The following is a 23,037-nucleotide window of genomic DNA, read 5'->3' as shown; positions in this document are numbered from 1 at the left end:
AAGTAAAGCAATGGCAACAGGTACTGTGAAGTGGTTCAACGATTCTAAAGGCTTTGGGTTCATTACCCCGGACGAGGGCGGAGATGACCTCTTTGCGCACTTCTCCTCGATCAACATGCCCGGTTTCAAAACCCTGAAAGAGGGTGACCGGGTGAGCTTCGAGGTGACGCAAGGCCCGAAAGGCAAGCAGGCGTCGAACATTCAGAAAATCTAATTTTCTGACGACGACTCAAGCCTAAGCGGCAAATAAAAACCACCCGGAAGGGTGGTTTTTTTGTGGACTCAAAACAAAAAGGCGCAGACGCGCGCCTGAGGAAAAAGGGTTACTTGAGCTTGGTCTCTTTGTAGAGCACGTGTTTGCGTGCTTTCGGGTCGTACTTCATCAGCTCCATCTTGCCCGGGGTGTTCTTTTTGTTCTTGGTCGTCGTGTAGAAGTGCCCGGTACCGGCAGTCGATTCGAGCTTGATTTTTTCACGGGCGGCTTTGGCCATGATCGCTCCTGATTAGATCTTTTCGCCACGGGCGCGCAGTTCAGCCAGAACGGCATCGACCCCGAGCTTATCGATGGTACGCAGCGCCGCATTGGAGATGCGCAAACGCACCCAGCGGTTCTCTGCTTCACTCCAGAAGCGGCGGTAGTGGAGATTGGGAAGGAACCGCCGCTTGGTCTTGATGTTCGAGTGGGAGACGTTGTGCCCCACCATCGGGCGTTTACCCGTCACTTGACAGACGCGAGCCATCGCTTTGCTCCTTGAATCCGATAAAACAAAAATTATAACACAGCAATTTCGCTTGCCCGCTAGTGGTGGGGTGAAACGGCACCAGTTGCGGCCAACAGAACCACGGCAGCAGCCACGAGGGCGAAAAGGGCAAAGAGGCGATCGTTGCGCCGCCAGGCGATCAAGGCTGTCAGCAGCGAACTCCAGATGGGGCCGCCGGCGAGAATCGCAATGCCGAGAAAGGGCAAAATATCGGGTGCAGGGAGGAAGGAGACCCAACGCCACCCCTGCGGACCGTGCGTCTGCTCGATGAGCGCACCGGCGGAAAGTCCCCAGAGTTCGGTCACCCGAGCCAAGGGTATGAGTGCGGGGATAAGCTCAAGAAAGTAGAGCACGCCGGAGACCACCATCACCGTCAGCCCCAGCCGCACCCCCCAGCCGAGGAGCTGGGCATAGAGGAGTTGCGGATCTTTGTCGCAGCACTTCGACGCCGAACCCGCAGAAGTCTCGGAGTTCAACCCTTGGCTATGCTCAGTCACAACCCCACTCCTTTGAGAATCGATCGGACGCCCGCGACGAGGAGCAAAACGATGATCACTTGCCGGATCGCCGCAGGTTTCGCGTGGCTCAAAAGTTTGGTCCCCACCATCGAGCCGAGCATGATGCCAATGATCGAGGGGATCGCGATGATCGCCAGAATCGCCCCCTGATGGAGGTAGACCCACGCCGCAGCCGAATCGGCAACGGTGAGAATAAATTGGCTTGTGCCCACCGAAAGCTTCAACGGAGCGCCAAGCAGCAGGTTCAGCGTCGGGACGTTAGCCCACCCGGCACCCAGACCGAACATCCCCGCGAGGAAACCGATGAGGGCGAAAAGGAGGAAACCGATCGGCGAGCGGTGGATTTTCCAGCAGATCTCCTTCTCCAGCGACGGTTCAAAGTAACACCCTTTCATCTGGAGCCGTTCGGCGAGCGGGTCGCTCTGCGTCACCTCGGGGTAATCGCTCTTTTTGCTGAAATACATCAACCCGGTAACCGCCAGGATCGTTACGCCCAGGGCGATTTGGACGTACTGGCTGGGCAAGAGGAGTCCAACCTTTGCGCCGAGGATTGCGGTGATCGAGGCAACGACCGCAAACGGGAGCCCGAGTCGCAAACTCGCGTGTCCAGTGCGGAGCAACTTGCTGCTCGATGTTGAGGCAGCGGAGAGTGCGACCAGGAGCCCTGCGCCCCGAACGAAGTCGATGTGAAAAGGGAAGAGACTGCCCACGATCGGGACGAAGAGGACACCGCCCCCCACACCGCCCAGTACCGCGACGACCCCCAGCGCCAAGCAGAAGAAGAAGAGACCCGCGACCCAAAAGAGCCACTGCGTGGTGTTCTCGGGCGGCTGAGGTTCGACCGCTGCCGAAACAAAGAGCGGCGTGAGCAAGACCAGCAGCAAAAGCGCTGGTATGAGGCGTTGAAGTCGTAGGGTAGTGCCCATCTTTATTCTCTTAAGAGAATTTGCTTCTTCATTATTATTATATACTAGCACGACAGAGACTATCCCCCGGAGGGGGAGGAGGGGGATCACCCTCAGGGTAAGTTTTCAATCAGCTTTTGAAGTACGCGCCCCTGCAGCAAAACGCCGGGCTGCCTCTCCGCTGGCGATCGCCTCCCGGGCCCGTGCAGCCCCCTCAGCGAGCGACGCGACTTTACCCGTGTGCCAGAGCGCCAACGCAGCGCCCAGAATCAGTGCGTCGTGCGTCGGGCCAGCCTCGCCGGCCAACGCCGCTTGCCCCGCTTCCACCGCAGCGCGCGCCATCGCCCGGGCGTCGAACGCCTCTTTCTCCACTTCGGTCTCGGCGACGTCGCCACTACTTCCGGGAAGGAGCGGCGCCCGGACGTTTTGCGCGATGCCGATCGTTTTCGGATCGATCGTCATCTCCTCGAAGTCACCTGCGCCGAAGAAGCGGATCAGCTTGCTCTCCTGACGGAGTGACGGAATGAAGCCCCCCTCGACCCCCTTGGTGATCACCGCTGAGGAAAACCCGGCTCCGCGCGCCAAAAGTGCATAGAGCCGCGCGTAGGGGGGGTGGACGTAGCCCGCAAGTTGATGCGTCGCCTGCTGGCCGACGAGCGGTTTCACCACGGTCTCCAGCGTCGTAATGGGCGTCCGTTTGATCATCGTGATGCGCAGCGTAAGAAGCGCGTAGAGTTGTGGCGCGTAGCGGCTCTGGTCGCAGTAGGCCCAACCGCAGCGGTCGATCTGGTCGCGGCACGCTTCAGGAGTGAGGTCGGTCGCTACGCCCGCCGCCGCCAGGACCGCGTGCGGCGTGACGCCGAACTTGGGTCCCATGAGCGCGACGCCCATCGAAAGGGTCGGCAGACCGCACGCCGCGAGCACCGCGGGGAGAAACGGGGAGGCGGGGAGCGACCGGTTGAAGCCGTCGAAGGGATCGGCGAGGATCGCCAACTCTGGGACATTCGCTTCGACGGTGTGGGTTGCCGCCGCGATCGCGTCGAGTAAGCCGAGAAACTCCTCGTCGGTCTCACGTTTCATCCTGAGCGCGATGAGAAAGACGGCGGTCTGGATCGGATCGATCTCGCCGCGCAGGATCGCCGCCATCGCGTCGCGCGCCTCGTCGCGGGTGAGGTCCTTGGAGAGGTGGGGGCCAGTGGCGATCTTACCGATCGCCCGCTTCATCGCTTGTTGACCGTCGGTCAAAGGGAAGAACATCGCACGCTCCTCATCTCAAACAGCTTCTGACTGACTCGATCCGAAAACGACCCGCTCCAACCCTTGCATCATCACCCAGCGCGCTTCGACATTGTAGAGCGCCCCTTCACGCAGCAACCGTTGCATTTCGGGTTTGTCGGCGTAAGGGAGGAGCGCTTCGCGCATCGCCTGGGTGTGATCGACGTCGACGACGATGTGTTCGGTAAAAAGGACGAGCGCCTCTTCCGTGATCCCCGGGATGGTGCGCAAACCCTGGAGAAATGCACGATAGAGGTGGGGAATCGGCGCTTCCATCGCGATGCCGACCGCAGCAGCGGCAGCGAGCCAGTGGCTGCTGCGGGTAAGATGCATCATCGCGTCGATGTAGAGGCGTAACTCGGGAAAGATCGTCCCGCCGGCAGCGATCTCCTCTTCGCTCACCCCGACGCCCCGCATGAAGGTCCGGTACATCTCCATGTGGGTCCGTTCCAGCGCGCCGTTGCCGTACTCGTCGCCGAGGATTCGGGCAAGGGCAAACTGCACCCGCTCATCTTCGGCAAGGCCCAGGGCATTGGCTTGGTAGCGTCGAGTGTGAAGAATGTGCGGGTAATAGGCAAGGGCAAAACGGCGTGCCGCCTCCCGCGAGAGTTGGCCCACAGTGGCGATGCGTTGGGTAAATCCCTCGTGAAAGACCGGATGGGCGAGGATCTCCGCTTCCAGTTCCGCCAAAAAACGCTCAGCTCGGGTGGTCATCGTATGAAGAGCTCCGGGAGTGTGGGAACGACGGCAATTAGCTTACCGCAAAGAGAACCGCAAGAAAGAATGTTGCGGTGCACTAACCCCAATAGGGTAGCTCAGGACATCCCTCTAAGGAAAAGTGATCACGCCATCATGTGGATAGATTCGTCTATCAGGGATTCGTAAAATGCTGAGACGAAGAGCTCAACCGTGAGCAACCACCGTGTGAAAGGAGAGGCAACATGAAACCGATGCATCCAACGCCGCTACTCGACGAACTCGAAAAAGGGCCGTGGCCCAGCTTCGTCACCGGTCTCAAGCGGCTCGCCAAAGACAAGGAGCTGGTCGTCGACCTCCTGGGTCAGCTCGAGACCTCTTACGAGACCCGCATGGGGTATTGGAAAGGGGGGACTGTTTCGGTTTTCGGCTACGGGGGTGGGGTGATTCCCCGTTTTACCGAGCTCAAGGATGAGAACGGCAAACCGAAGTTTCCCGCTGCTGCGGAGTTCCATACCCTGCGCGTGATGCCGCCGGCAGGGATGCACTACAACACCGAGGTGTTGCGCAAGATGTGCGACATCTGGGAGAAGTGGGGGTCCGGGCTGATTGCACTCCATGGCCAGTCGGGCGACATCATGTTCCAGGGGATCTCCACCGAAAATGTCCAGTGGGCGTGGGAAGAGATCAACGATCTCGGCTTCGACCTCGGTGGCGCGGGGGCTGCGGTGCGCACCGCGATGTCGTGTGTCGGCGCGGCCCGCTGCGAGCAGTCGTGTTACAACGAGGCGGAAGCCCATCGCGCGGTGATCAACAGCGTCCTCAACCTCATCCACCGTCCGGGACTCCCGTACAAATTCAAATTCAAGTTCTCGGGCTGTCCCAACGACTGCATGAACTCGGTGCAGCGCTCCGACTTTGCCGTGATCGGCATCTGGCGCGACAACATCCAGACCGATGAAGCCCTGGCGCGCAAGTGGGTCGAGAAGAACGGGCTGATGAACGTCGTCGATTTCGTCGTCTCCCACTGCCCGACCCGCGCGATCCAGCTCAAGGAGAAAGACAAAGTCAAGACGGGGCCGACGATCAGTTCAGTGGCGCTCGACGACAAGCACGCGCTCGAGATCGAAAACCGCGACTGCGTCCGTTGCATGCACTGCATCAACGTGATGACCGGGGCGCTTGCGCCGGGGAAAGATCGCGGTGCGGCGATCCTCATCGGCGGCAAACGGACCCTCAAGATCGGCGACCTGATGGGGACGGTCATCATCCCCTTCATGAAGCTCGACACCGACGAAGACCGGCAGAAGCTCGTCGAGCTCGCCCACAAGGTGATCGAGTTCTTCGAAGAGAACGCCCTTGAGCACGAACGGACGGGCGAGATGATCGAGCGGATCGGCTTGGCGACTTTCCTCGAAGCGATCGGAATCGAGCCCGACCCGAACATGGTGATCCATCCGCGGACCAACCCGTTCGTTCGGACCGACGGCTGGGACGAAGAGGTCGCAAGAATCAAGGCGAAGCAAGCGGCGAAGCAGTCGGCCGAGAGCGCCGCCTGAGCATTGAAGAGGTCAAAGAGGGGAGAGTTTCTCTCCTCTCATCGGTTGGCTCAATCTGGAGGAAACAATGAGCGAAGTGCAGCAAGAGGTTCGCAAACCGAAAAAACCGGTTCCGCATGGCGTGCCCGATCCGAAAAAGTACATGCACCCCGTTCTGGTGAAAAACATCGGCAACTGGAAGTACCACGACCGGCCGCGTCCCGGCGTACTCCACCATGTCGCCCACAGCGGTGACGAGGTATGGACGGTTCGCGCCGGGACCCAGCGGCAGATGGACGTGTGGACGATCCGCAAGCTCTGCGACATCGCCGATCAGTATGGCGACAGCTATATGCGCTTTACGATCCGTTCCAACGTCGAAATGACGGTGGCTGACCCCAACAAGGTCGAGCCGCTCATCAAGGCGTTGGAGGAGAACGGTTTTCCGGTCGGGGGGACAGGGAACTCCTGCTCGATGGTCGCCCACACTCAAGGGTGGCTCCACTGCGACATTCCCGGTACCGACGCGTCGGGGGTGGTGAAGTCGCTGATGGACGCGCTCTACCATGAATTCAAAAACGAAGAGCTTCCGAACCGGCTCCACCTCTCTACCTCTTGCTGCGAGATCAACTGCGGGGGTCAGGCCGACATCGCGGTGATCGTGCAGCACACCAAACCGCCGAAGATCAACCACGACCTCGTCGCCAACGTCTGCGAGCGCCCGGCGGTGGTTGCCCGCTGCCCGGTCGCCGCGATCCGTCCCGCGTTGGTGAACGGCAAACCGTCGCTCGAAGTCGATGAGAAGAAGTGCGTCTGCTGTGGCGCCTGCTTCCCGCCGTGCCCGCCGATGCAGATCAACGACCCGGTCCACACCAAACTTGCCGTTTGGGTCGGTGGGAAGAACTCGAACGCCCGCGGTCGTCCGACCTTCATGAAGATGGTCGCGGCGGGGCTTCCCAACAATCCGCCGCGCTGGCCGGAGGTGACCGAAGTGGTGCTGAAGATCGTCCGCGCCTACAAAGAGGACGGTCGCCCGTGGGAGCGGGTCTCCGACTGGATCGACCGGATCGGTTGGCCGCGCTTCTTTGAAAAGACCGGGCTGGTGTTCACCAAGTATCTCATCGACGACTACAAGCATGCACGGCAGAGCTTGAACGCGTCGACCCATATCCGGTTCTGACCGGACGCGGAGGAGGAGCGGATGAAATTCGCGGTCTTGGTGAACGAAGGTCCCTATCAGCATCAGGCGAGTGACTCCGCTTACCTCTTCTGCCGTGCGGCGATCGCCGCCGGCCATGAGGTGAGCCGCGTCTTCTTCTACCACGATGGGGTCTACAACGCGATGAAGAGCGCCGAACCGCCGCAGGACGACCGCAACATCGTGAAACGGTGGTCGCAGCTCGCAGCCGACCACGGCGTCGATCTCGTCGTCTGTGTTGCCGCCGGGTTGCGCCGCGGGATCAAAGATGAGCATCTCGCCCCTGGATTTCGCATCTCGGGGTTGGGGCAACTGATCGAAGCGGGGATCGAAGCGGATCGCCTGGTGACTTTTGGCGACTGACGGGGAGGGACGGATGAAGAAATTTTTGTTTGTCAACCGCAAAGCGCCGTTTGGCAGCGTCTACGCCCTGGAGTCCCTCGAGGTGGTGTTGATCACCGCGGCGTTCGAGCAGGAGGTGGGGGTGGCGTTTCTCGACGATGGGGTCTACCAGATCGTCAAAGGGACGCAGCCCAAAGGGATCGAGATGAAGAACCACATCCCTGCCTATCGGGTGCTACCCGATTACGACATCGACAAATTCTACGTCGAACGGGAGTCGATGGAGGCGCGTGGTTTGACGCCCGACGATTTCGTCGTCGACGTCACCGTCCTCTCTGCGGCGGAGATGGGGGAGCTGATGGAGGCGCAGGACGTCGTCCTGAGCTTTTGAAAGGGGAGTCGGATGCTGCATATCGTCAATAAATCGCCCTTCGACCGACCGACGTTGGCGACGGTCGCGCGATGCGCCAGAGGTGGGGCGCTCCTCTTGATCGAGGATGGGGTGGTCGCAGCGACGAAAGGGGTCGCGTCGCCGCTCACCGAGATCGCCGCGAAGATGCCGGTCTATGTTCTGGGCCCAGACCTTGAGGCGCGCGGTTTGGCCCAACGGGTGATCGACGGCGTCACCGTTGTCGATTATGCCGGTTTTGTCCAACTGGTGGCTGACCACCGCAATTGTCAAACTTGGTTGTAATGAGCAAAAGGAGCGAAAGCTATGGGTACGATCGTCGTGAATGGCAAAACCATTGAAGTCGATGAAGAGGGCTACCTCACCAACATCAGCGACTGGGATCTCGACATCGCCGCGGAGATCGCGAAGATGGAAGGGATCGATATGACCGAAAACCACTGGGAGGTGGTCAATTTCCTGCGCGACTACTACAACGAGTACCAGGTCGCCCCGCCGATTCGCGTTCTGACCAAAGCGATCGCGAAAAAACTGGGTCCAGAGAAGGGCAACAGCGACTACCTCTATGAGCTCTTCCCCTACGGGCCGGCGAAGCAGGCGTGCAAGATCGCCGGGCTTCCCAAACCAACCGGCTGCGTCTAAAGACCTGGCGCGGTAAGACTCACCTTTTTACGCACCAGCATCGGTTATGCAACGCGAGGGGCAGCCCCGCTGCCCTTCGAACGGGGGGTTTTTATGATTTACCTCTTCTACGGTGCATCGCTCCTCTTCATTGCGGGTCTTCTCTATAAGATCGTGCAATTCTGGCGTACCCCCGCTCCGCTGAAAATACCGACCACCCCGGCGCCGACTACCCCTTCAGGTGTCGTTTGGCGGATGGTCAAAGAGGTTACCGTTTTCGAAAGTCTCTTCAAGGCGAACCTCCTCCTTTGGGTCTTTGCCATCCTTTTCCACGGCGGGCTGCTCCTCGTGACGCTCCGCCATCTGCGCTATTTCCTCGATCCCGTCCCGGCGGTGATCGTCTGGCTGCAACCCTTCGGTTTCTATGGCGGAATGGCGATGGTTGTGGGCCTTGCTGGTTTGTGGGCACGCCGTTTTCTCATCGCACGCGTTCGCTACATCTCCACCCTTTCGGACCACCTCTGGCTTGCGCTGCTCGTGTTCATCGGCATCACGGGGCTCGCGATCTCCCTCTTTTGGCACACCGACATCGTAAGTCTCAAAGCGTTCGTCATCGGCGCGATCACCTTCTCGCCGCAACCTTTCCCCGCCGATGCGCTCCTTGCAGCCCATATTCTCGGTTTTCTCCTCCTCATTGCCCTCTTCCCCTTCTCGAAGCTCCTTCATGCACCCGGGGTCTTCTTCTCGCCAACCCGAAACCAAGTCGACGATCCCCGCGAACATCGCCATCTCGCCCCTTGGGCTGCGCCGTTGGAGTCGCAGGGGAAATCGTAACGATGAACCCAGTAAGAAAGGAGTAAAGGCATGGCCAACGCCGTCGTGCTCGATCGACCCGCAGATGAGCAAGAACCCGAACTGGTTCCGGGGGCGACCGCCCAGGTGAAGAGTTTCGTCGCCCCTCCCGAAACCCAGAAAGCGCTCGGGTTTGCTCCGGAGTTGAGCGAAGGGTGGGAGAATCGGGCGATCGCCCGGATGGGGGAGCTCCTCACCAAATACCGCTCGCTGCGCGTCTTCATGGATGCCTGCGTCCACTGCGGGGCGTGCACCGATAAGTGCCACTACTACCTCGGAACACGCGACCCCAAGAACATGCCGGTGGCGCGCCAAGAGCTGATGCGCAGCGTCTACCGCCGCTATTTCACCCCGGCCGGCAAACTCTTTCCGAAGCTCGTCGGCGCTCGTGACCTCACGAAAGAGGTTCTCGACGAGTGGTTCACCTACTACTACCAGTGCTCAGAGTGCCGCCGTTGCTCCGTCTTCTGCCCCTACGGGATCGACACCGCCGAGGTGACGATGGCCGCGCGGGAGATCATGAACTCGGTCGGCTACGGGCAGAAATACTCTGCAGAGATCATCGGCAAGGTCCATCGGATCGGCAACAACCTGGGGCTTCCCCCAGCAGCGCTGCGGGATACCTTGCAGCAGCTCGAAGAGGAGTTGAAAGAAGATACCGGCCAGGATATCCGCATCCCGCTCGACGAGAAAGGGGCGGAGGTGATGCTCGTCACCCCGTCGGCCGACTTCTTCGCCGAACCGCACGTCTATAGTTTGATCGGTTACGCGAAAGTCTTTCACGCCGCCGGTATCTCCTGGACCCTCTCGACCAAGGCCTCCGAGGGGGGGAACTTCGGCCTCTTCATCGGCAACTATGAGCAGCTGCGCGCGATCGCGCTGCGTATCCGCGAAGCGGCGCTCGAGTTGGGGGTGAAACGGGTGGTGGTCGGCGAGTGTGGCCACGCGTGGCGCGTCGCCTACAGCTTCTGGAACACCTTGATTGGGGTAGGGAGCGGCGGCGATGACCCCTACGCCCAGATGCTGCAAAAGCAGCTTGACCACCGTTACAAACAGCCCTCCCATATCTGCGAAGTGACCTACGATCTCCTCGAGAAAGGGGCGATCAAGGTCGACCCGAGCGCGAACGACCGCTATGTGGTGACCTTCCACGACTCGTGCAACGTTGCCCGCGCCTCGCGCATGGGGGATCACCCCGAGGGGCAGTTCGACATTCCTCGCGCAATCATCCGAAGGGTCGCCAACCGCTTCGTCGAAATGGACCCCGAGACGATCCGGGAAAAGACCTTCTGCTGCGGCGGCGGCGGCGGTTTGCTCACCGACGAGTTGATGGATATTCGCATCAAAGGGGCGAAACCGCGCATGGAGGCGCTCAAGCAGGTCGCTGACGAACATGGGGTCAATTTTATGGCGACGATCTGCGCGATCTGCAAAGCGCAATTTACCAAGGTTCTGCCGGCTTACGGGTTCAAGATGAGTATGGTGGGCGGTGTGCATCAGCTCGTCAGCAACGCCATCATTCTCTGAGTCATGCAACCAGTCGAATCGAAAGAAGGAGAGCACAAATGAGTGACGCAGCTGTGACCGAGACCAAATTGACCTTCCGCCGCTTCAAGGATGGCGATCACGAGTGGAAGTCGTGGCGGGAGAAGATCTTCCAGGGGGACTGGTCGTACAAGTGCCCGACCTACATGCTCTCCGCTCCCCCCTGTCAGGCGAGTTGCCCAAGCGGCGAAGATATCCGGGGGTACCTCAACATCATGCGCGGGATGGAAAAACCCCCCGTCGGTCCTGACGGCAAACCGGTGATGAGCCGTGAGGAGTACGCATGGCGTCGTCTGACCGAAGCGAACCCCTTCCCCGCGGTGATGGGGCGGGTCTGTCCGGCGCCGTGTGAGCACGGGTGCAACCGCAACGCCGTCGAGGACCATGTCGGGATCAACGCGGTTGAACACTACCTCGGCGAGATGGCGCTCAACCAGGGGTGGAAGTTTCAAGCGCCCGCTGAAAAGACGGGGAAAAAGGTCGCCGTGATTGGTGCTGGTCCCGCCGGGCTCTCTGCCGCATACCAACTGGCCCTTAAGGGGCACTCGGTGGTGATCTACGAGGCGAAAGCGGAACCGGGCGGGATGATGCGTTACGGCATTCCGGGGTATCGCGTCCCGCGCCACGTCCTTGCCGCCGAAATTCAGCGGATCCTCGACCTCGGGGTGGAGCTCAAAACGGGGGTCAAGGTGGGGGTCGACCTCTCGTGGGACGAACTGATGAAGACCCACGACGCGGTCTTCATCGGGATCGGGGCGCAAAAAGGGCGGAAGCTGATGCTCAAAGAGGCGGAGGATACCCCCAACGTCATCACTGCAGTCGAGTTTCTCGAGCTCTTCAACCAAGGGAGGCTCAAAGGGGTCGGGAAGCGGGTGGTGATCGTCGGTGGTGGGGATACCTCGATCGACGTCGCGACCGTCTCCCGGCGGTTGGGCCATCTGCGCCTCGATCAGGATCACGCGGTCGACCATGAAGTGCCCTCGGCAGGGTATATCGCAACCGATGTCGCCGAAGCAAGTGCGCGCGAAGGGGTCGATGTCAAGCTGACTTCGGTCTTTCCGATCGAACGGATGCAGGCGAGCAAACATGAACTGGAGCATGCCCTTGCCGAAGGGATCGAGATCATCGGCGGAGTTGTCCCGGTGGCGTTGAAGAAGGATGTCAAAGGGCGGGCGACGGCGCTGGTGGTGGCCCAATGTCGTGCCGATATCGTGAAGGGCCGGCTGGAGATCACCCCGATCGAAGGGACCGAGATGGAGCTTGAGGGGGATCTCTTTGTCTCAGCGATCGGGCAGGAGCTCGATCTCACCGGTTTTGAGGCGCTTGCTCCCAATGGTCGCCTGGAGGTTGACAACAACTACCGGCTCAAAGGTTTTCCCAATGTCTTTGTCGGCGGGGACGCGGTTCGCCCCCACCTCTTGACCACCGCGATCGGTCAAGGGTGGATCGCTGCCGAACAGATCGACGTCTTCCTCAAAGGGGAGCAGCCGGGCCGCCGGCCGCAGCTGATGGTCCACTCCTTCGACATCAAGCGCAAGCTCATCGAGAAGGGGCTGCAACTGGGCGAGGTCCATGAACCGATTCGGGGTTCCGACCAGCGGCCGCAGAACGAGATCATTCACAACCTCGAGGTGCGCAACGACCGTTACGTCATTCCCCACGAAGAGCTCTTCTTGGGGCATTTCACCTACACGCCACGGATCAAGCGCAAAGAGATTTTCGTCGACGCCGACAAGGCGCTTGGCAACTTTGCGGAGCGGATCGTCCCCTACACGCAAGAGGAGGCGATCAACGAAGCGAAGCGGTGTATGAGCTGCGGCCTCTGCTTCGAGTGCGACAACTGTGTCGTCTACTGCCCGCAAGAGGCGGTGAAGCGGGTTCCGAAGAGTGAGGCGACCACTGGCCGGTACGTCTACACCGACTACGATCGCTGTGTCGGTTGCCACATCTGCCACGATGTCTGCCCGACGGGGTATATCCAGATGGGGATGGGAGAGTGAGATGAAGCGGCGTGGCCCACAAGGGGGGTGGCGCGCCGCGCTGCTGATTGCCGGGGTCATCGCAGCAGCCGCTGCGGTGGCCGGACCGCCGAAGGTGACGGTCTATCCGGAGCGCGGTTCGTGTATCGACGACCCGCAAAAGATGCGGCGCGACCACCATGCGATGCTTCACCAGCAAAAGAATCGCACGGTGATGCTGGGCGAGCGCGATGCCAAGGTGAATTTCCAACAGTGTATTGCGTGTCATGCATCGGCTGAGACCCGTTCGGTTGCCGCGGGACCCAACGACTTTTGCGTCGCGTGCCACCAATACGCTGCGGTCAAGATCGACTGTTTCACCTGTCATCAACCCAACGCACCGCAATCGACGATCCAGAGTGTGAGGAGTGGGCGATGAGCCTTGAGGATCGTGATCAGGTCGAAAACAGTTCGCGTCGCAGGTGGCTCGCTCACGCAGCCGCAGCAGTCGGTGCGCTGATGGTTGCCCCTGGCGTCCACCTCGTGGCGATCCCGTCGGCAGAAGCAGCAGCCGACGGGCGCAAGCGGTGGGGGATGCTGATCGATGCGACGCGCTGCGACCCCAACTGCAACCGGTGCGTCGAAGCGTGCCACGAGGAGAACGGCCTGCCCATGCCGGCAAAGCCCAGTGACGTGCGGTGGATCCGCAAGGTCCATCTCCGCGAAGAGCGCAGCGGCCGTGAGGTGACCCTGCCGGCGATGTGTCTCCACTGTGCCCATCCCCCGTGCCGCGACGTCTGTCCGACGGGGGCGACCTTCAAACGGGCCGACGGCATTGTGCTCGTCAATCGCCACCTCTGCATCGGGTGTCGCTACTGCGTGATGGCGTGTCCCTACAAAGCGCGCAATTTTGTCTATGAGCCGGTGACGACGCAGAAAAACGACGTCCCGCGCGGTGTCGGGTGTGCTGAAGGGTGCACCCTCTGTGTCCATCGCGTCGATCGCGGTCAGCTTCCCGCGTGCGTCGAGAAGTGTCCCAACGGCGTGCTCCTTTTTGGCGACCTCAACGACCCCAACAGCGAACTGGTCAAACGGCTGCAGGCGCTGTCGGCGGGGGCGCTACGGCCCGATCTTCGTCTCGACCCCTCTGTCCGGGTTCATGGAGTGTGAGCGATGAGTAGTGTGCAATGGTGGTCATTGGATGGGCGGCGGCACGATTCCATCTTTTACCGTGTCGCGGGCGGCGCGCTCCTCTTGGTGTTGCTCGGCGCCACCGCCTTTTTTGCCCTTGAACATTCGGGGCACGGGATCACCGGAATGAGCCAGCATATCGTCTGGGGGCTCCCCCATGTCGCGGCGATCTTTCTGATTGTCGCTGCGTCGGGGGTGCTCAACGTCGCGTCGATCGCCTCGGTTTTCGGCAAAAGCGACTACAAGCCCTACGCGCCGATGGCCGCTTGGCTCTCGATTGCGCTGCTCGTCGGCGGGCTTGCGGTCCTCGTCCTCGATTTGGGAAAACCCGACCGCCTCGTGGTGGCGATGACCCACTTCAATTTCACCTCGATGTTTGCCTGGAACGTCTTTCTCTATACCGGCTTGATGGTGGCGATCCTGTTTTACCTCTGGTCGATGTTCGATCGCCAGGGTAAGCGCTACGGTTCGGCTGCAGGGATGGTGGTCTTTCTCTGGCGATTGATTCTCACGAGCGGTACCGGCCTCATCTTCGGTTTTCTCGTCGGCCGGGAAGGGTACGGAACGGCGTTGATGGCGCCGATGTTCCTCGCGCTCTCGTTCGCTTGGGGGTGGGCGCTCTTTCTGTTGGCGCAGGAATTCTTGGGTCGTTGGTTCGCCGAGCCTGACGCGGTGGTTCTCGACGAGGCGCTTTTTGCGCGGGCGCAGCGCCTCTTCGCCGTGTTCCTCGCTGCCGCACTCTACTTTGTCCTCCTCTGGCAGCTCACCTACGCCTACTTTTCCCGTAACGACGCCTTTGTCCGTTTCATCCTCTTTGAAGGGGGGATCTATCCCGTTCTCTTTTGGCTCGGGTTTGTCGCGGTTGGCACCGTGTTGCCCCTCTACCTGACCCTCACGACCGGCGGCAATCCCCGCTTGCGCATCCGTTGGGCCGCGGTCGCGACCGTCGTCGGCGCCTTTGCCTTTCTCTACCTCTTCATCATCGGGGGGCAGGCCTACCCCTTACAGCCTTTTGTCGGTTATACCGTGGTCGCGAGTGGCTTCGACGACGGGCGAGTCGCCTCCTATCTTCCCCGCTGGCCGGAGTGGTTCTTGGCGTGTGGCGGGGTCGGGTTGTCGTTGCTGATCTTTACCGTTGGGGTGCGGGTCTGGCCGTTCACGCCGGTTCGTGCGCGTCCATAAGCCGCCAACGTAAGCCCACGGGTAGCCGGCCCTTTTCGAGGAGAAGACGATGCGCTACGGGTGTTACCTTTCGGCTGCGCGGCAATCCTCGGGGAAGACGTCGGTTGCAGTGGGCCTTACCGCGGCGCTCACGTCACAGGGCCACCGCGTCCAGACCTTCAAGAAGGGGCCCGATTTCATCGATCCCTCCTGGCTTGCGGCGGCGAGCGGCGCCCCCTGTTATTCGCTCGATCCCTACCTCGAACCGCTTTCTGTGGTTCGCGAGCGCTTCGCAAAGCGTGCCCATGAGGCGGACGTCGCGCTCGTCGAAGGAAATATGGGGCTCTTTGACGGCATGGACAAAGAGGGGAGTGACAGCAACGCGGCGATCGCCAAAGCGTTGCGCCTTCCTGTCGTCTTAGTGTTCGACGCGCAGGGGGTGACGCGGACTGCGGCGGCGCTCCTGCTTGGTCTCGCCCACTTCGACCCCGAGTTGCCGATTGCGGGGGTGATTCTCAACCGGGTCGCGAGCGCGCGCCACGAAGCGAAGTTGCGTGCATCGATCGAAGCGACCCTCCCCTTTCCGGTTCTGGGTGTTCTTCCCCGGCTGAATACCCCTTGGGTTGACGAGCGCCATCTCGGGTTGGTTCCTGCCGCAGAAGAGGAGCGGGCAGAAGCGCTGATCGCCGCTTTGCGTGAATGGGTCGTTGCCGGGGTTGACCTCGCGGCGCTTCTTGCTGCGATCGCGTTGCCTGAAGAGAAAGCAGAGGGCGAGCGCCCAGGAGCTGAATTGCGTCCCTCAGTGGATCGGGGAAAATCGGCCGAACCGGCTGTTGCGGCATCCGACCTTAAATCTTCTTACCCGACCCTTCTTCGCCTGGGTGAGGGAACGAGGAGTTCCCGTCGCCGCCGGGTTGCCGTCGCGCTCGACCGCGCTTTCCACTTCTACTACCCTGACGACTGGGAAGCGTTTGCTACCTTGGGGGTCGAACTGGTTCCGTTCGATACCCTAAGCTACGCGCGCCTGCCGCCGCAGTGCAACGCGCTGTGGCTCGGGGGAGGTTTCCCCGAAATGGCGGCCGCCGCTTTGGCTGAGAATCAACGGCTGCGGCGGGAGATTGCCGCTGCGGCACGTGATGGCCTTCCCATCTATGCCGAGTGTGGCGGTTTGATGTATCTCTGCGAACGGCTGGTCGGGTTCGACGGTCGCGCCCATTCGATGTGCGGGGTTCTTCCCGCCGAGGTGGCGATGGAGGCGAAAGCGGTCGGGCGGGGCTACGTCCACCTGGTGGCGACCGCAGACCACTCATGGTCGGCGGTCCCCCCAGTGGTGCGTGCCCACGAGTTTCACCACTCGCGTTTGCACTGGCTCGACACGGCGCCACCGCGCTTTGCCTGGACGGTGAAGCGGGGGTTTGGGATCGATGGTGACCACGATGGTGTGGTGTGGCATAACGTTCTTGCGGGTTACGCCCACCTGCGCTCGCTAGCCACCTGGTCTTGGGTCGCGGCCTGGTGCGCAACGTGGAGCGATACTTCTCCAGCTGCGCGAGCAGTGCCACTTATCGAGGAGGTGGTATGAATACCCTGGCTGAATGGATCTCCCGCTATCCCCTCCACCCGGGGGAGGTGGCGCTCGTCGGCGCGGGGCCGGGCGACCCGGGTTTGTTGACGGTTCGGGCCCTTGCGATCCTCTCGCAGGCTGAGACGGTCCTCTACGACAACCTGGTCTCGGCCGAGATCCTTGCACTCCTTCCTCCTACTGCCGAGCGGATCTTTGTCGGGAAGGAGCGCAATCGCCACCACATGCGCCAGGAGGAGACAATTGCGCTTCTCTTGGCGCTCGCCCGTTCAGGACGGCGAGTGGTGCGGCTCAAAGCGGGTGACCCCTATATCTTTGGCCGAGGGGGTGAGGAGGCAGAGGCGCTCGCTCGAGAGGGGATTCCTTTCCAGGTTGTTCCGGGAATCACGGCGGCGGTTGGTGCCGCGGCCTACAGCGGCATTCCGCTCACCCATCGTTATTTTTCCCACGCCTGTATCTTTGTCACCGGCCACAGCCACAACGGCCGTGACGACGACGAGATCGATTGGTCGACGCTCGCTTCTCCCTATTTGACGGTGGCCTTCTACATGGGGCGACACAACCTGCCGCTTCTCTGCCAACGGCTGATCGCCCACGGACGGGACCCGCTGACCCCGGCGGCGATTGTGCAAAAGGCGACGACACCCGAACAAAAGGTGGTCACCGGGACACTTGAAACGTTGCCCACCCTGGCCGATGCGGTTGGCGTTGGCGCTCCGTCGATCGTCTTTGTCGGCGAGGCGGTGCGGTGCCGGTCGCTTCTGCTGGCGAAGGCCCGGGAGCATCTGGACGAAGAGAAGAGTGAGACCGCCGGGGCGCTTCTCCCGCGCTGACGCTTGTTCCCCGATCAGTGCCCTTTCTGCGCCGGTTTGTCGACCAGCTGCTTTTCGACAGCGAAAACAGCGGCAGCCACGCGGGAAGGGAGGTTGAGTTTGGCAAGAATGTGGCGAACGTGGAGTTTGACCGTATCGGGCGAGATGTTGAGCTCCCGCGCGATCTGTTTGTTGCTCATCCCCATCGCGACGAAACTGAGAATTTCGCGTTCCCGCCCTGTGAGCGCATCGAGCTCGTTTTTGCTCGCCAAATTCTGCGGGCGCAGCAAAAAGGATAATTTGTCGACCATCGCCGGCGCGACGACCAATTCGCCGCGCAAGGTTCGACGGAGCGACGCGAGGAGATCGTCGGGGTCCATATCCTTGAGGAGGTATCCTTGAACCCCTAAGCGAATTGCCTCGGCGAGGTCATCAGCCGAGTCGCTCATCGTGAGAATCACGAAATGGGATTGAAGGGCAAGGGGTTTGGCCTCGCGGACGAACTCGATGCCACTGCGTTCGCCGATGCGGACATCGACCAGAACGAGCTCGGGCTGGTGGGTGGCGACCTGCCGCAGGGCCGTGTCGTAATCGGGAGTAGAGAGGACCACCTTCATCTGACCTGCGGGCGATTGCAGGAGATCTTCGAGCCCCTTTCGGCACAAGGCGTGGTCTTCAACCAGGATGACGCGGGGAGTCGGGTTACTCATGGCTCGCTCTCAAATGGGGTAAGGGAATCGCGACTTCGATCTTCGTCCCTTGCTCGGGAACAGAGGCGACGTGCCACGTTCCGCCAAGGAGCGCGACGCGGTTCGCCATCAATCTTAAGCCAAAAGCGGACGAGTGGCTAGAGGTCACTTCGGGCTCAAATCCTTGGCCGTTGTCCTCGATCGTCAGGACGACCTGATCATGGTGGCGGGAAAGGGTAACGGAGACGTGGGTGGCGTGGGCGTGCTTCTCGATATTGTTGAGCGCCTCTTGGATGATGCGCGCGAGCTGCTCGGTGATGAAGGTGGTCGAGGGGAGCGCTTCCGGGTCGATCGCGACCTCGAGGGTGCACTCCGGGTTGTGGGCGCGGAATTCGGCAAAGAGTTGCGACCAGGTGAGGACGTGGTGGGCAGCGTCGTCGCAGGCAAAAGAGCGGATCAGATGGCGCACCTCCTGATGAAGCGAGGCGATGAGCTGCTCGACCTCACGGTAGCGCTCCAGCAGCGCCGACCACTCTGATGGGGGGGACGAGCTGCGGGCTTCGGTAGGATTCAAACGCTCGGCAAAGGCGTTGTTCGCCACCCGCAGCGCCATCCGCGCGTAGCTCAGTTGTTGTGCAAGGCCGTCGTGGAGTTCTCCGGCAACGAGATGTTGCAGGCGGATGTTCCATGTGCGAACCTGCTCCTCTTTGAGACGCTCGTTCTCCAGCGTAAGCGCCAGAAGAAGTCCAAGGGGACGAAGGATCTGCAGGAGCGGATCGGTCGGACGCTGGTTGCAAAAGAAGAGGTTGAGCACGCCGATCGGTTTTCCCTGGTGGTCGAGCGGGACCGATACGAGTGTCGGTTCTCCCTGCTGGGGCGAAAGAAAGGGGGAGGAGTCGCGGTGGGCAAGGAGGCAGTTGTCGGAAGTGGTGCAGATCTGGTCGCGGTCGATCGCCTCGAGGCAGACACCGCAAAGGGGGGTTTCTCGTTCCTGCGCGATCGCCTCGCGGTCGAGCCCCACTGCGGCGACAAAAGCGACACTCGCCGTTTGCATGTCCCACGCGCGAAGGAGTGCCCCCGTTGCGCCGGTGAGCGACGCGATCATCTGCAAGAAAGGCTCCCAACCCGCTGGAGGGGGGGTAGTGGCGAATCGGCCCACTTCGCGCTCGACCATCTCCTACTCCTTTGGCCAGGTGGAGTTACCCGAATGGGTAGAAAAAGGATCCCCCACCTGTTCCATTATGGGGTAATAGTAATATAGATACATTGAAAATAGAATAGCATAATCCGACGATTTGGGGGATACGATGAACGCGATCGACGAAGACTATCTTGCCCACACCATCCGCGACGGGGTGAAAGAGACCACCTGTTACATGTGTGCCTGCCGCTGCGGCATCCGGGTCCATGTGAAGGACGGCAAGGTACGCTACATCGAGGGGAACCCCGACCATCCCCTCAATGCGGGCGTAATCTGTGCCAAAGGGGGCTCGGGGATCATGAAGGAGTACTCCCCGGCGCGTCTGACGCAGCCGTTGCGCCGCAAACCGGGCGCGGAGCGAGGGGAGGGGGCGTTTGAGGCGATCAGCTGGGAGGAGGCGTTCACGATCCTCACCGAACGGTTGGCGAAAATTCGCGCCACCGACCCCAAACAGTTCGCGCTCTTCACTGGACGCGATCAGATGCAGGCGCTCACCGGCCTCTTTGCCCGCGAGTTCGGTACCCCCAACTACGCTGCCCATGGGGGCTTCTGTTCGGTGAATATGGCTGCTGGAATGATCTACACGATCGGAGGCTCCTTCTGGGAGTTCGGCGGGCCAGATCTGGAGAAGGCAAAACTCTTCATCATGATCGGCACCGCCGAAGACCACCACTCGAACCCGCTCAAGCGCCACATCGCCGCGTTCAAGCGGCGGGGTGGGCGGTTCATCGCGATCAACCCGATCCGCACCGGCTATGCGGCGATTGCCGACGAGTGGATTCCGATTCGGCCGGGAACCGACGGCGCCCTCTTTTTGGCGTTGATGCGGGAGTTGATCGCGAAGAACCTCTACGACCGCTCCTTCGTTGCCGATTACACCAATGGCGGTTTTCTCGTCGATGTCACGCCTGGCTCCGCCGAGGAGGGGCTCCTCGTCCGCCACCCGGAAGGCGACCCGATCAATCCGCTCCGACCCCACAACTTTTCGTGGTGGGATACGGTGACCGAGCGCTGGGTGCCCGACCATACCCCGGGTGCGGTGCCGCTCCTCGAGGGAGAGCGGCAGCTCCCTGATGGCCGGCGGGTGAAACCGGCGTTCCAGCTCCTCGTGGAGTCGCTTCAAGAGTGTACCCCCGAATGGGCGAGCGCGATCACCGGGATCCCTGCAGAGCGGATCGTCCGGCTCGCCCACGAGATGGGGGTCGTTGCTCGGGACTTCCAGATCGAACTCCCGATTGCGTGGACCGACTGGTGGGGGCGGAAGCACGACCGGGTGATCGGCCGCCCTGTCGCCTTTCATGCGATGCGCGGCCTTGCCGCCCACTCGAACGGCTTTCAGACGATTCGGGCGTTGGCGCTTCTGATGTCGCTCCTCGGGACGATCGATCGCCCAGGGGGGTTTCGCCACCGTGCCCCCTACCCGCGGGCGGTCCCGCCGAACGCCCGTCCGCCCAAGGGGCCAGAGGCGGTGCAACCCAACCAACCGCTCAAAGGGGCACCGCTCGGGTGGATCGAGTTTCCTGAAGATCTCGCGGTCGATGAATCGGGAAGGCCGCTGCGGCTCGACAAGGGGTTCTCGTGGGAGCACCCCTTGTCGGCCCACGGGTTGATGCACAATGTGATCACCAACGCCTGGCGGGGGGATCCCTACCCGATCGACACCCTGCTTCTCTTCATGGCCAACATGGCGTGGAACTCGAGCATGAACACGAGCGCGGTGCGCAAGATGCTCACCGACAAGCGGGACGACGGCGAGTACAAGATTCCGTTCCTCGTGGTCTGCGACGCCTTCTACTCCGAAACGGTCGCTTTTGCCGACCTGGTGCTGCCCGACTGCACCTACCTCGAGCGGTTCGACTGTCTCTCGATGCTCGATCGCCCGATCTCCGAATTCGACGGCCCGGTCGATTCGTGTCGCGTGCCGGTTATTCCCCCCCCACCGGGGACGTTGCCGTTCCAGGAGGTGTTGATCGAACTCGGCTCGCGCCTGAAGCTGAACGCCTTCACTAACCCCGACGGGTCGCGCAAGTACAAGAATTACCCGGACTTTATCGTCAACTTCCAGACCGCGCCGAACTCTGGGATCGGTTTTCTTGCCGGCTGGCGGGGAAGAGATGGGCAGCTCGCCTTGCGCGGTGAACCCAACCCCGAACAGTGGAAGCGGTACGAAGAGCACGGCTGCTTCTTTCACTACGAACTCCCGCCGGGGTTGCGCTACATGCGCAACTGGAACCGCGACTATCTGAAATGGGCGCAAGAGGTCGGGTTGCGGCGCGATTTCGACCCGATCGTGATCCATCTCTACTCCGAGATTCTGCAGCGCTTTCGCCTCGCCGCGGAAGGGCGCCGTCCCGGCCGCCAGCCACCGGAGGCGCTCCGGGAGCGGATTCGCCGCCATTTCGCGCCGCTTCCCTTCTGGAGCGAACCGCTCGAAGACGCCCATACCGACCCCACCCGTTACCCTTTGCGGGCGGTGACGCAACGCCCGATGGCGATGTACCACTCGTGGGATTCGCAAAACGCGTGGTTGCGCCAGATCCACACCTACAACTTCCTCTACGTCCATCCTCAAACCGCGCAGGCGGCCGGGGTCAAAGACGGCGAGTGGATGTGGGTCGAGTCCCGCTGGGGGAAAGTCCGCTGCCTCTGTCGCACCAGCGAGGCGGTCGAGCCGGGTACGGTGTGGACGTGGAACGCGATTGGCAAGGCGGCCGGCGCGTGGAACCTCGCACCCGACGCCAACGAGAGCCAGCAAGGGTTTCTCCTCAACCACCTGATCACTGAAGAGCTCCCCTTTGGCGAGCAGACCCTCTCCAATTCCGATCCGATCACTGGCCAGGCCGCGTGGTACGACGTCCGGGTGCGGATCTATCCTGCCGGGGCCGGCGAGCCGAAACAGAGCTGGCCGCAGTTCCCGCCGATGCCCGATTCGATCCCCGGTTTGGCGAAGCGCCCCGAACACCTCATCGCCTATCCGGTGGTGGTTGCTGCTGAAGAGGCGGCGCGCGTCTGGCCGCAGATCGAATCGCCCGTGGGGGCGCTGACCGCGAAAGGAGTCGAATCGTGACCCAGTTTGCCTTAGTGATCGATCTCAACGTCTGTGTCGGGTGCCACGCTTGTGTCACCAACTGCAAGCAGTGGAATACGTCGGGGAGCGCCGGGCCACTCGCCGACCTCAACCCCTACGAGGCCGACCCGACGGGCACCTTTTTCAACCGCATCCTCCACTATGAGGTGGGCACCTACCCGGGGACGGAGACGGTCTATCTGCCGAAATCGTGCATGCACTGCGAAGAGGCCCCGTGCGTTCCAGTCTGCCCGACGGGCGCCTCCTACAAGCGCGAGGAGGACGGGATCGTCCTCGTCGACTACGACAAATGCATCGGCTGCAAATATTGTTCGTGGGCCTGCCCTTATGGCGCGCGGGAGTATGACGAAGCGCGTAAGGTGATGACCAAATGCACCCTCTGCGTCGATCGCCTCTATGATACGTCGCTCCCAGAAGAGCGGCGTAAGCCGAGCTGTGTCCTCGCCTGTCCTGCCAACGCGCGGATCTTTGGCGACATCCACGATCCCGATTCGGAGGTGTCGCGCCTCATCCGCGAGCAGGGGGGGTTCCAGCTGATGCCGGAACTGGGGGCGAGACCCGCGAACCACTACCTGCCGCGGCGTAAGAGTGAGATCCCGATCAGCGAGGAGCAGGTCGAGCGGGTCCATTTCCCCAATGAGCTGACGACCGCCCCATACCAACAAGGGCTTTCCCCCATTACTGAGGAGTTGTAA

25 protein-coding genes are annotated in these 23,037 nt (G+C 61.5%); 17 read left to right on the top strand and 8 right to left on the bottom strand.

The annotated features are described in order from the left end of the window. Window positions 1–10 precede the first annotated feature (10 nt). Window positions 11–214: a cold-shock protein gene (locus ACYQ6T_RS00750; RefSeq protein ID WP_459826457.1), complete on the top strand. Its 204-nt coding sequence runs from the start codon at window positions 11–13 to the stop codon at window positions 212–214. Window positions 215–323: 109 nt separating this feature from the next. Here ACYQ6T_RS00750 and rpmG read toward each other — a convergent pair whose 3' ends face one another. From rpmG to ACYQ6T_RS00720, 6 genes are all read right to left on the bottom strand, one after another. Further along, window positions 324–491 carry a 50S ribosomal protein L33 gene (rpmG, locus tag ACYQ6T_RS00745; protein WP_459826455.1) on the bottom strand — a complete coding sequence of 56 codons (168 nt, stop codon included), beginning with the start codon at window positions 489–491 and terminating at the stop codon, window positions 324–326. Between the two features lie 12 nt (window positions 492–503). Continuing rightward, a complete protein-coding gene (gene rpmB, locus ACYQ6T_RS00740; protein WP_459826453.1) occupies window positions 504–740 on the bottom strand; it encodes a 50S ribosomal protein L28 in 237 nt (78 codons plus the stop codon). Between the two features lie 59 nt (window positions 741–799). Continuing rightward, window positions 800–1,258, bottom strand: coding sequence for a hypothetical protein (locus tag ACYQ6T_RS00735; RefSeq protein ID WP_459826451.1), 459 nt, complete (start codon window positions 1,256–1,258; stop codon window positions 800–802). Beyond that, window positions 1,255–2,205 (bottom strand): sulfite exporter TauE/SafE family protein, encoded by a 951-nt coding sequence (locus ACYQ6T_RS00730; protein ID WP_459826449.1) that lies wholly within the window; start codon window positions 2,203–2,205, stop codon window positions 1,255–1,257. The genes ACYQ6T_RS00735 and ACYQ6T_RS00730 overlap by 4 nt, the downstream gene beginning before the upstream one ends. A gap of 105 nt (window positions 2,206–2,310) precedes the next feature. Beyond that, window positions 2,311–3,441 carry an anthranilate phosphoribosyltransferase gene (locus ACYQ6T_RS00725; protein WP_459826447.1) on the bottom strand — a complete coding sequence of 377 codons (1,131 nt, stop codon included), beginning with the start codon at window positions 3,439–3,441 and terminating at the stop codon, window positions 2,311–2,313. 15 nt (window positions 3,442–3,456) lie between these two features. Then, window positions 3,457–4,173 carry an iron-containing redox enzyme family protein gene (locus ACYQ6T_RS00720; protein ID WP_459826446.1) on the bottom strand — a complete coding sequence of 239 codons (717 nt, stop codon included), beginning with the start codon at window positions 4,171–4,173 and terminating at the stop codon, window positions 3,457–3,459. Between the two features lie 227 nt (window positions 4,174–4,400). On the opposite strand from ACYQ6T_RS00720, the gene ACYQ6T_RS00715 reads away from it, so the two are divergent. The 14 genes from ACYQ6T_RS00715 (at window position 4,401) to cobA (ending at window position 17,385) form a co-directional block, all read left to right on the top strand. After that, window positions 4,401–5,714: a dissimilatory-type sulfite reductase subunit alpha gene (locus ACYQ6T_RS00715; protein ID WP_459826444.1), complete on the top strand. Its 1,314-nt coding sequence runs from the start codon at window positions 4,401–4,403 to the stop codon at window positions 5,712–5,714. A gap of 67 nt (window positions 5,715–5,781) precedes the next feature. Continuing rightward, a complete protein-coding gene (gene dsrB / locus ACYQ6T_RS00710; RefSeq protein WP_459826442.1) occupies window positions 5,782–6,873 on the top strand; it encodes a dissimilatory-type sulfite reductase subunit beta in 1,092 nt (363 codons plus the stop codon). 21 nt (window positions 6,874–6,894) lie between these two features. Continuing rightward, window positions 6,895–7,254: a sulfurtransferase complex subunit TusD gene (gene tusD, locus ACYQ6T_RS00705; RefSeq protein ID WP_459826440.1), complete on the top strand. Its 360-nt coding sequence runs from the start codon at window positions 6,895–6,897 to the stop codon at window positions 7,252–7,254. Window positions 7,255–7,267: 13 nt separating this feature from the next. Then, window positions 7,268–7,624, top strand: a complete 357-nt coding sequence (gene tusC / locus ACYQ6T_RS00700) for a sulfurtransferase complex subunit TusC (protein WP_459826438.1) — start codon at window positions 7,268–7,270, stop codon at window positions 7,622–7,624. Window positions 7,625–7,636: 12 nt separating this feature from the next. Next, entirely contained in the window at window positions 7,637–7,927 is a 291-nt protein-coding gene (gene tusB, locus ACYQ6T_RS00695) for a sulfurtransferase complex subunit TusB (protein ID WP_459826437.1), read from the top strand. Window positions 7,928–7,948: 21 nt separating this feature from the next. Then, window positions 7,949–8,284 (top strand): TusE/DsrC/DsvC family sulfur relay protein, encoded by a 336-nt coding sequence (locus tag ACYQ6T_RS00690; RefSeq protein ID WP_459826435.1) that lies wholly within the window; start codon window positions 7,949–7,951, stop codon window positions 8,282–8,284. Window positions 8,285–8,377: 93 nt separating this feature from the next. Continuing rightward, entirely contained in the window at window positions 8,378–9,097 is a 720-nt protein-coding gene (locus tag ACYQ6T_RS00685) for a respiratory nitrate reductase subunit gamma (RefSeq protein ID WP_459826433.1), read from the top strand. Between the two features lie 30 nt (window positions 9,098–9,127). Then, window positions 9,128–10,642: a sulfate reduction electron transfer complex DsrMKJOP subunit DsrK gene (gene dsrK / locus ACYQ6T_RS00680; protein WP_459826431.1), complete on the top strand. Its 1,515-nt coding sequence runs from the start codon at window positions 9,128–9,130 to the stop codon at window positions 10,640–10,642. A gap of 38 nt (window positions 10,643–10,680) precedes the next feature. Next, window positions 10,681–12,660 carry an NAD(P)-binding protein gene (locus ACYQ6T_RS00675; protein WP_459826429.1) on the top strand — a complete coding sequence of 660 codons (1,980 nt, stop codon included), beginning with the start codon at window positions 10,681–10,683 and terminating at the stop codon, window positions 12,658–12,660. A 1-nt stretch (window position 12,661) separates the two neighbouring features. Beyond that, window positions 12,662–13,057, top strand: a complete 396-nt coding sequence (locus ACYQ6T_RS00670; protein WP_459826428.1) for an Hdr-like menaquinol oxidoreductase cytochrome c subunit — start codon at window positions 12,662–12,664, stop codon at window positions 13,055–13,057. Further along, entirely contained in the window at window positions 13,054–13,788 is a 735-nt protein-coding gene (gene dsrO / locus ACYQ6T_RS00665) for a sulfate reduction electron transfer complex DsrMKJOP subunit DsrO (protein WP_459826426.1), read from the top strand. Before ACYQ6T_RS00670 ends, dsrO begins: the two co-directional genes overlap by 4 nt. A 3-nt stretch (window positions 13,789–13,791) precedes the next feature. Next, complete coding sequence (nrfD, locus tag ACYQ6T_RS00660) at window positions 13,792–14,991, top strand: NrfD/PsrC family molybdoenzyme membrane anchor subunit (RefSeq protein ID WP_459826424.1); 1,200 nt, start codon at window positions 13,792–13,794, stop codon at window positions 14,989–14,991. Between the two features lie 49 nt (window positions 14,992–15,040). Continuing rightward, window positions 15,041–16,552 (top strand): cobyrinic acid a,c-diamide synthase CobB, encoded by a 1,512-nt coding sequence (locus ACYQ6T_RS00655; protein ID WP_459826422.1) that lies wholly within the window; start codon window positions 15,041–15,043, stop codon window positions 16,550–16,552. Further along, on the top strand, window positions 16,549–17,385 hold the full coding sequence (gene cobA, locus ACYQ6T_RS00650) for a uroporphyrinogen-III C-methyltransferase (RefSeq protein ID WP_459826420.1): 837 nt from the start codon (window positions 16,549–16,551) through the stop codon (window positions 17,383–17,385). Before ACYQ6T_RS00655 ends, cobA begins: the two co-directional genes overlap by 4 nt. A 14-nt stretch (window positions 17,386–17,399) precedes the next feature. Here the strand turns inward: cobA and ACYQ6T_RS00645 are convergent, their stop codons facing one another. Both ACYQ6T_RS00645 and ACYQ6T_RS00640 read right to left on the bottom strand, forming a co-directional pair. Further along, window positions 17,400–18,074 (bottom strand): LuxR C-terminal-related transcriptional regulator, encoded by a 675-nt coding sequence (locus ACYQ6T_RS00645; RefSeq protein WP_459826418.1) that lies wholly within the window; start codon window positions 18,072–18,074, stop codon window positions 17,400–17,402. Next, the gene (locus ACYQ6T_RS00640) at window positions 18,067–19,227 is read right to left on the bottom strand and encodes a GAF domain-containing sensor histidine kinase (RefSeq protein WP_459826416.1); all 1,161 of its coding nucleotides are present in this window, start codon (window positions 19,225–19,227) and stop codon (window positions 18,067–18,069) included. The genes ACYQ6T_RS00645 and ACYQ6T_RS00640 overlap by 8 nt, the downstream gene beginning before the upstream one ends. A 133-nt stretch (window positions 19,228–19,360) precedes the next feature. Between ACYQ6T_RS00640 and ACYQ6T_RS00635 the strand changes: the two genes are divergently transcribed. Both ACYQ6T_RS00635 and ACYQ6T_RS00630 read left to right on the top strand, forming a co-directional pair. Beyond that, window positions 19,361–22,321 (top strand): molybdopterin oxidoreductase family protein, encoded by a 2,961-nt coding sequence (locus tag ACYQ6T_RS00635; protein ID WP_459826414.1) that lies wholly within the window; start codon window positions 19,361–19,363, stop codon window positions 22,319–22,321. Continuing rightward, entirely contained in the window at window positions 22,318–23,037 is a 720-nt protein-coding gene (locus ACYQ6T_RS00630) for a 4Fe-4S dicluster domain-containing protein (RefSeq protein WP_459826412.1), read from the top strand. Before ACYQ6T_RS00635 ends, ACYQ6T_RS00630 begins: the two co-directional genes overlap by 4 nt.

The organism is Hydrogenophilus islandicus (assembly GCF_054657095.1).
The sequence above is the reverse complement of the archived record's forward strand: the minus strand, read 5'-3'. Positions and strand labels throughout refer to the sequence as shown.

What these genes read in the sequence shown, in the direction of transcription:
- tusC (WP_459826438.1), top strand. Translation starts at nt 7,268, where the DNA reads ATGAAGAAATTTTTGTTTGTCAACCGCAAAGCGCCGTTTGGCAGCGTC.
- ACYQ6T_RS00690 (WP_459826435.1), top strand. Translation starts at nt 7,949, where the DNA reads ATGGGTACGATCGTCGTGAATGGCAAAACCATTGAAGTCGATGAAGAG.
- ACYQ6T_RS00685 (WP_459826433.1), top strand. Translation starts at nt 8,378, where the DNA reads ATGATTTACCTCTTCTACGGTGCATCGCTCCTCTTCATTGCGGGTCTT.
- dsrK (WP_459826431.1), top strand. Translation starts at nt 9,128, where the DNA reads ATGGCCAACGCCGTCGTGCTCGATCGACCCGCAGATGAGCAAGAACCC.
- cobA (WP_459826420.1), top strand. Translation starts at nt 16,549, where the DNA reads ATGAATACCCTGGCTGAATGGATCTCCCGCTATCCCCTCCACCCGGGG.
- dsrB (WP_459826442.1), top strand. Translation starts at nt 5,782, where the DNA reads ATGAGCGAAGTGCAGCAAGAGGTTCGCAAACCGAAAAAACCGGTTCCG.
- tusD (WP_459826440.1), top strand. Translation starts at nt 6,895, where the DNA reads ATGAAATTCGCGGTCTTGGTGAACGAAGGTCCCTATCAGCATCAGGCG.
- tusB (WP_459826437.1), top strand. Translation starts at nt 7,637, where the DNA reads ATGCTGCATATCGTCAATAAATCGCCCTTCGACCGACCGACGTTGGCG.
- ACYQ6T_RS00655 (WP_459826422.1), top strand. Translation starts at nt 15,041, where the DNA reads ATGCGCTACGGGTGTTACCTTTCGGCTGCGCGGCAATCCTCGGGGAAG.
- ACYQ6T_RS00635 (WP_459826414.1), top strand. Translation starts at nt 19,361, where the DNA reads ATGAACGCGATCGACGAAGACTATCTTGCCCACACCATCCGCGACGGG.
- ACYQ6T_RS00645 (WP_459826418.1), bottom strand. Translation starts at nt 18,074, where the DNA reads ATGAGTAACCCGACTCCCCGCGTCATCCTGGTTGAAGACCACGCCTTG.
- ACYQ6T_RS00720 (WP_459826446.1), bottom strand. Translation starts at nt 4,173, where the DNA reads ATGACCACCCGAGCTGAGCGTTTTTTGGCGGAACTGGAAGCGGAGATC.
- ACYQ6T_RS00730 (WP_459826449.1), bottom strand. Translation starts at nt 2,205, where the DNA reads ATGGGCACTACCCTACGACTTCAACGCCTCATACCAGCGCTTTTGCTG.
- ACYQ6T_RS00725 (WP_459826447.1), bottom strand. Translation starts at nt 3,441, where the DNA reads ATGTTCTTCCCTTTGACCGACGGTCAACAAGCGATGAAGCGGGCGATC.
- ACYQ6T_RS00640 (WP_459826416.1), bottom strand. Translation starts at nt 19,227, where the DNA reads ATGGTCGAGCGCGAAGTGGGCCGATTCGCCACTACCCCCCCTCCAGCG.
- ACYQ6T_RS00750 (WP_459826457.1), top strand. Translation starts at nt 11, where the DNA reads ATGGCAACAGGTACTGTGAAGTGGTTCAACGATTCTAAAGGCTTTGGG.
- ACYQ6T_RS00675 (WP_459826429.1), top strand. Translation starts at nt 10,681, where the DNA reads ATGAGTGACGCAGCTGTGACCGAGACCAAATTGACCTTCCGCCGCTTC.
- nrfD (WP_459826424.1), top strand. Translation starts at nt 13,792, where the DNA reads ATGAGTAGTGTGCAATGGTGGTCATTGGATGGGCGGCGGCACGATTCC.
- rpmB (WP_459826453.1), bottom strand. Translation starts at nt 740, where the DNA reads ATGGCTCGCGTCTGTCAAGTGACGGGTAAACGCCCGATGGTGGGGCAC.
- ACYQ6T_RS00670 (WP_459826428.1), top strand. Translation starts at nt 12,662, where the DNA reads ATGAAGCGGCGTGGCCCACAAGGGGGGTGGCGCGCCGCGCTGCTGATT.
- ACYQ6T_RS00715 (WP_459826444.1), top strand. Translation starts at nt 4,401, where the DNA reads ATGAAACCGATGCATCCAACGCCGCTACTCGACGAACTCGAAAAAGGG.
- rpmG (WP_459826455.1), bottom strand. Translation starts at nt 491, where the DNA reads ATGGCCAAAGCCGCCCGTGAAAAAATCAAGCTCGAATCGACTGCCGGT.
- dsrO (WP_459826426.1), top strand. Translation starts at nt 13,054, where the DNA reads ATGAGCCTTGAGGATCGTGATCAGGTCGAAAACAGTTCGCGTCGCAGG.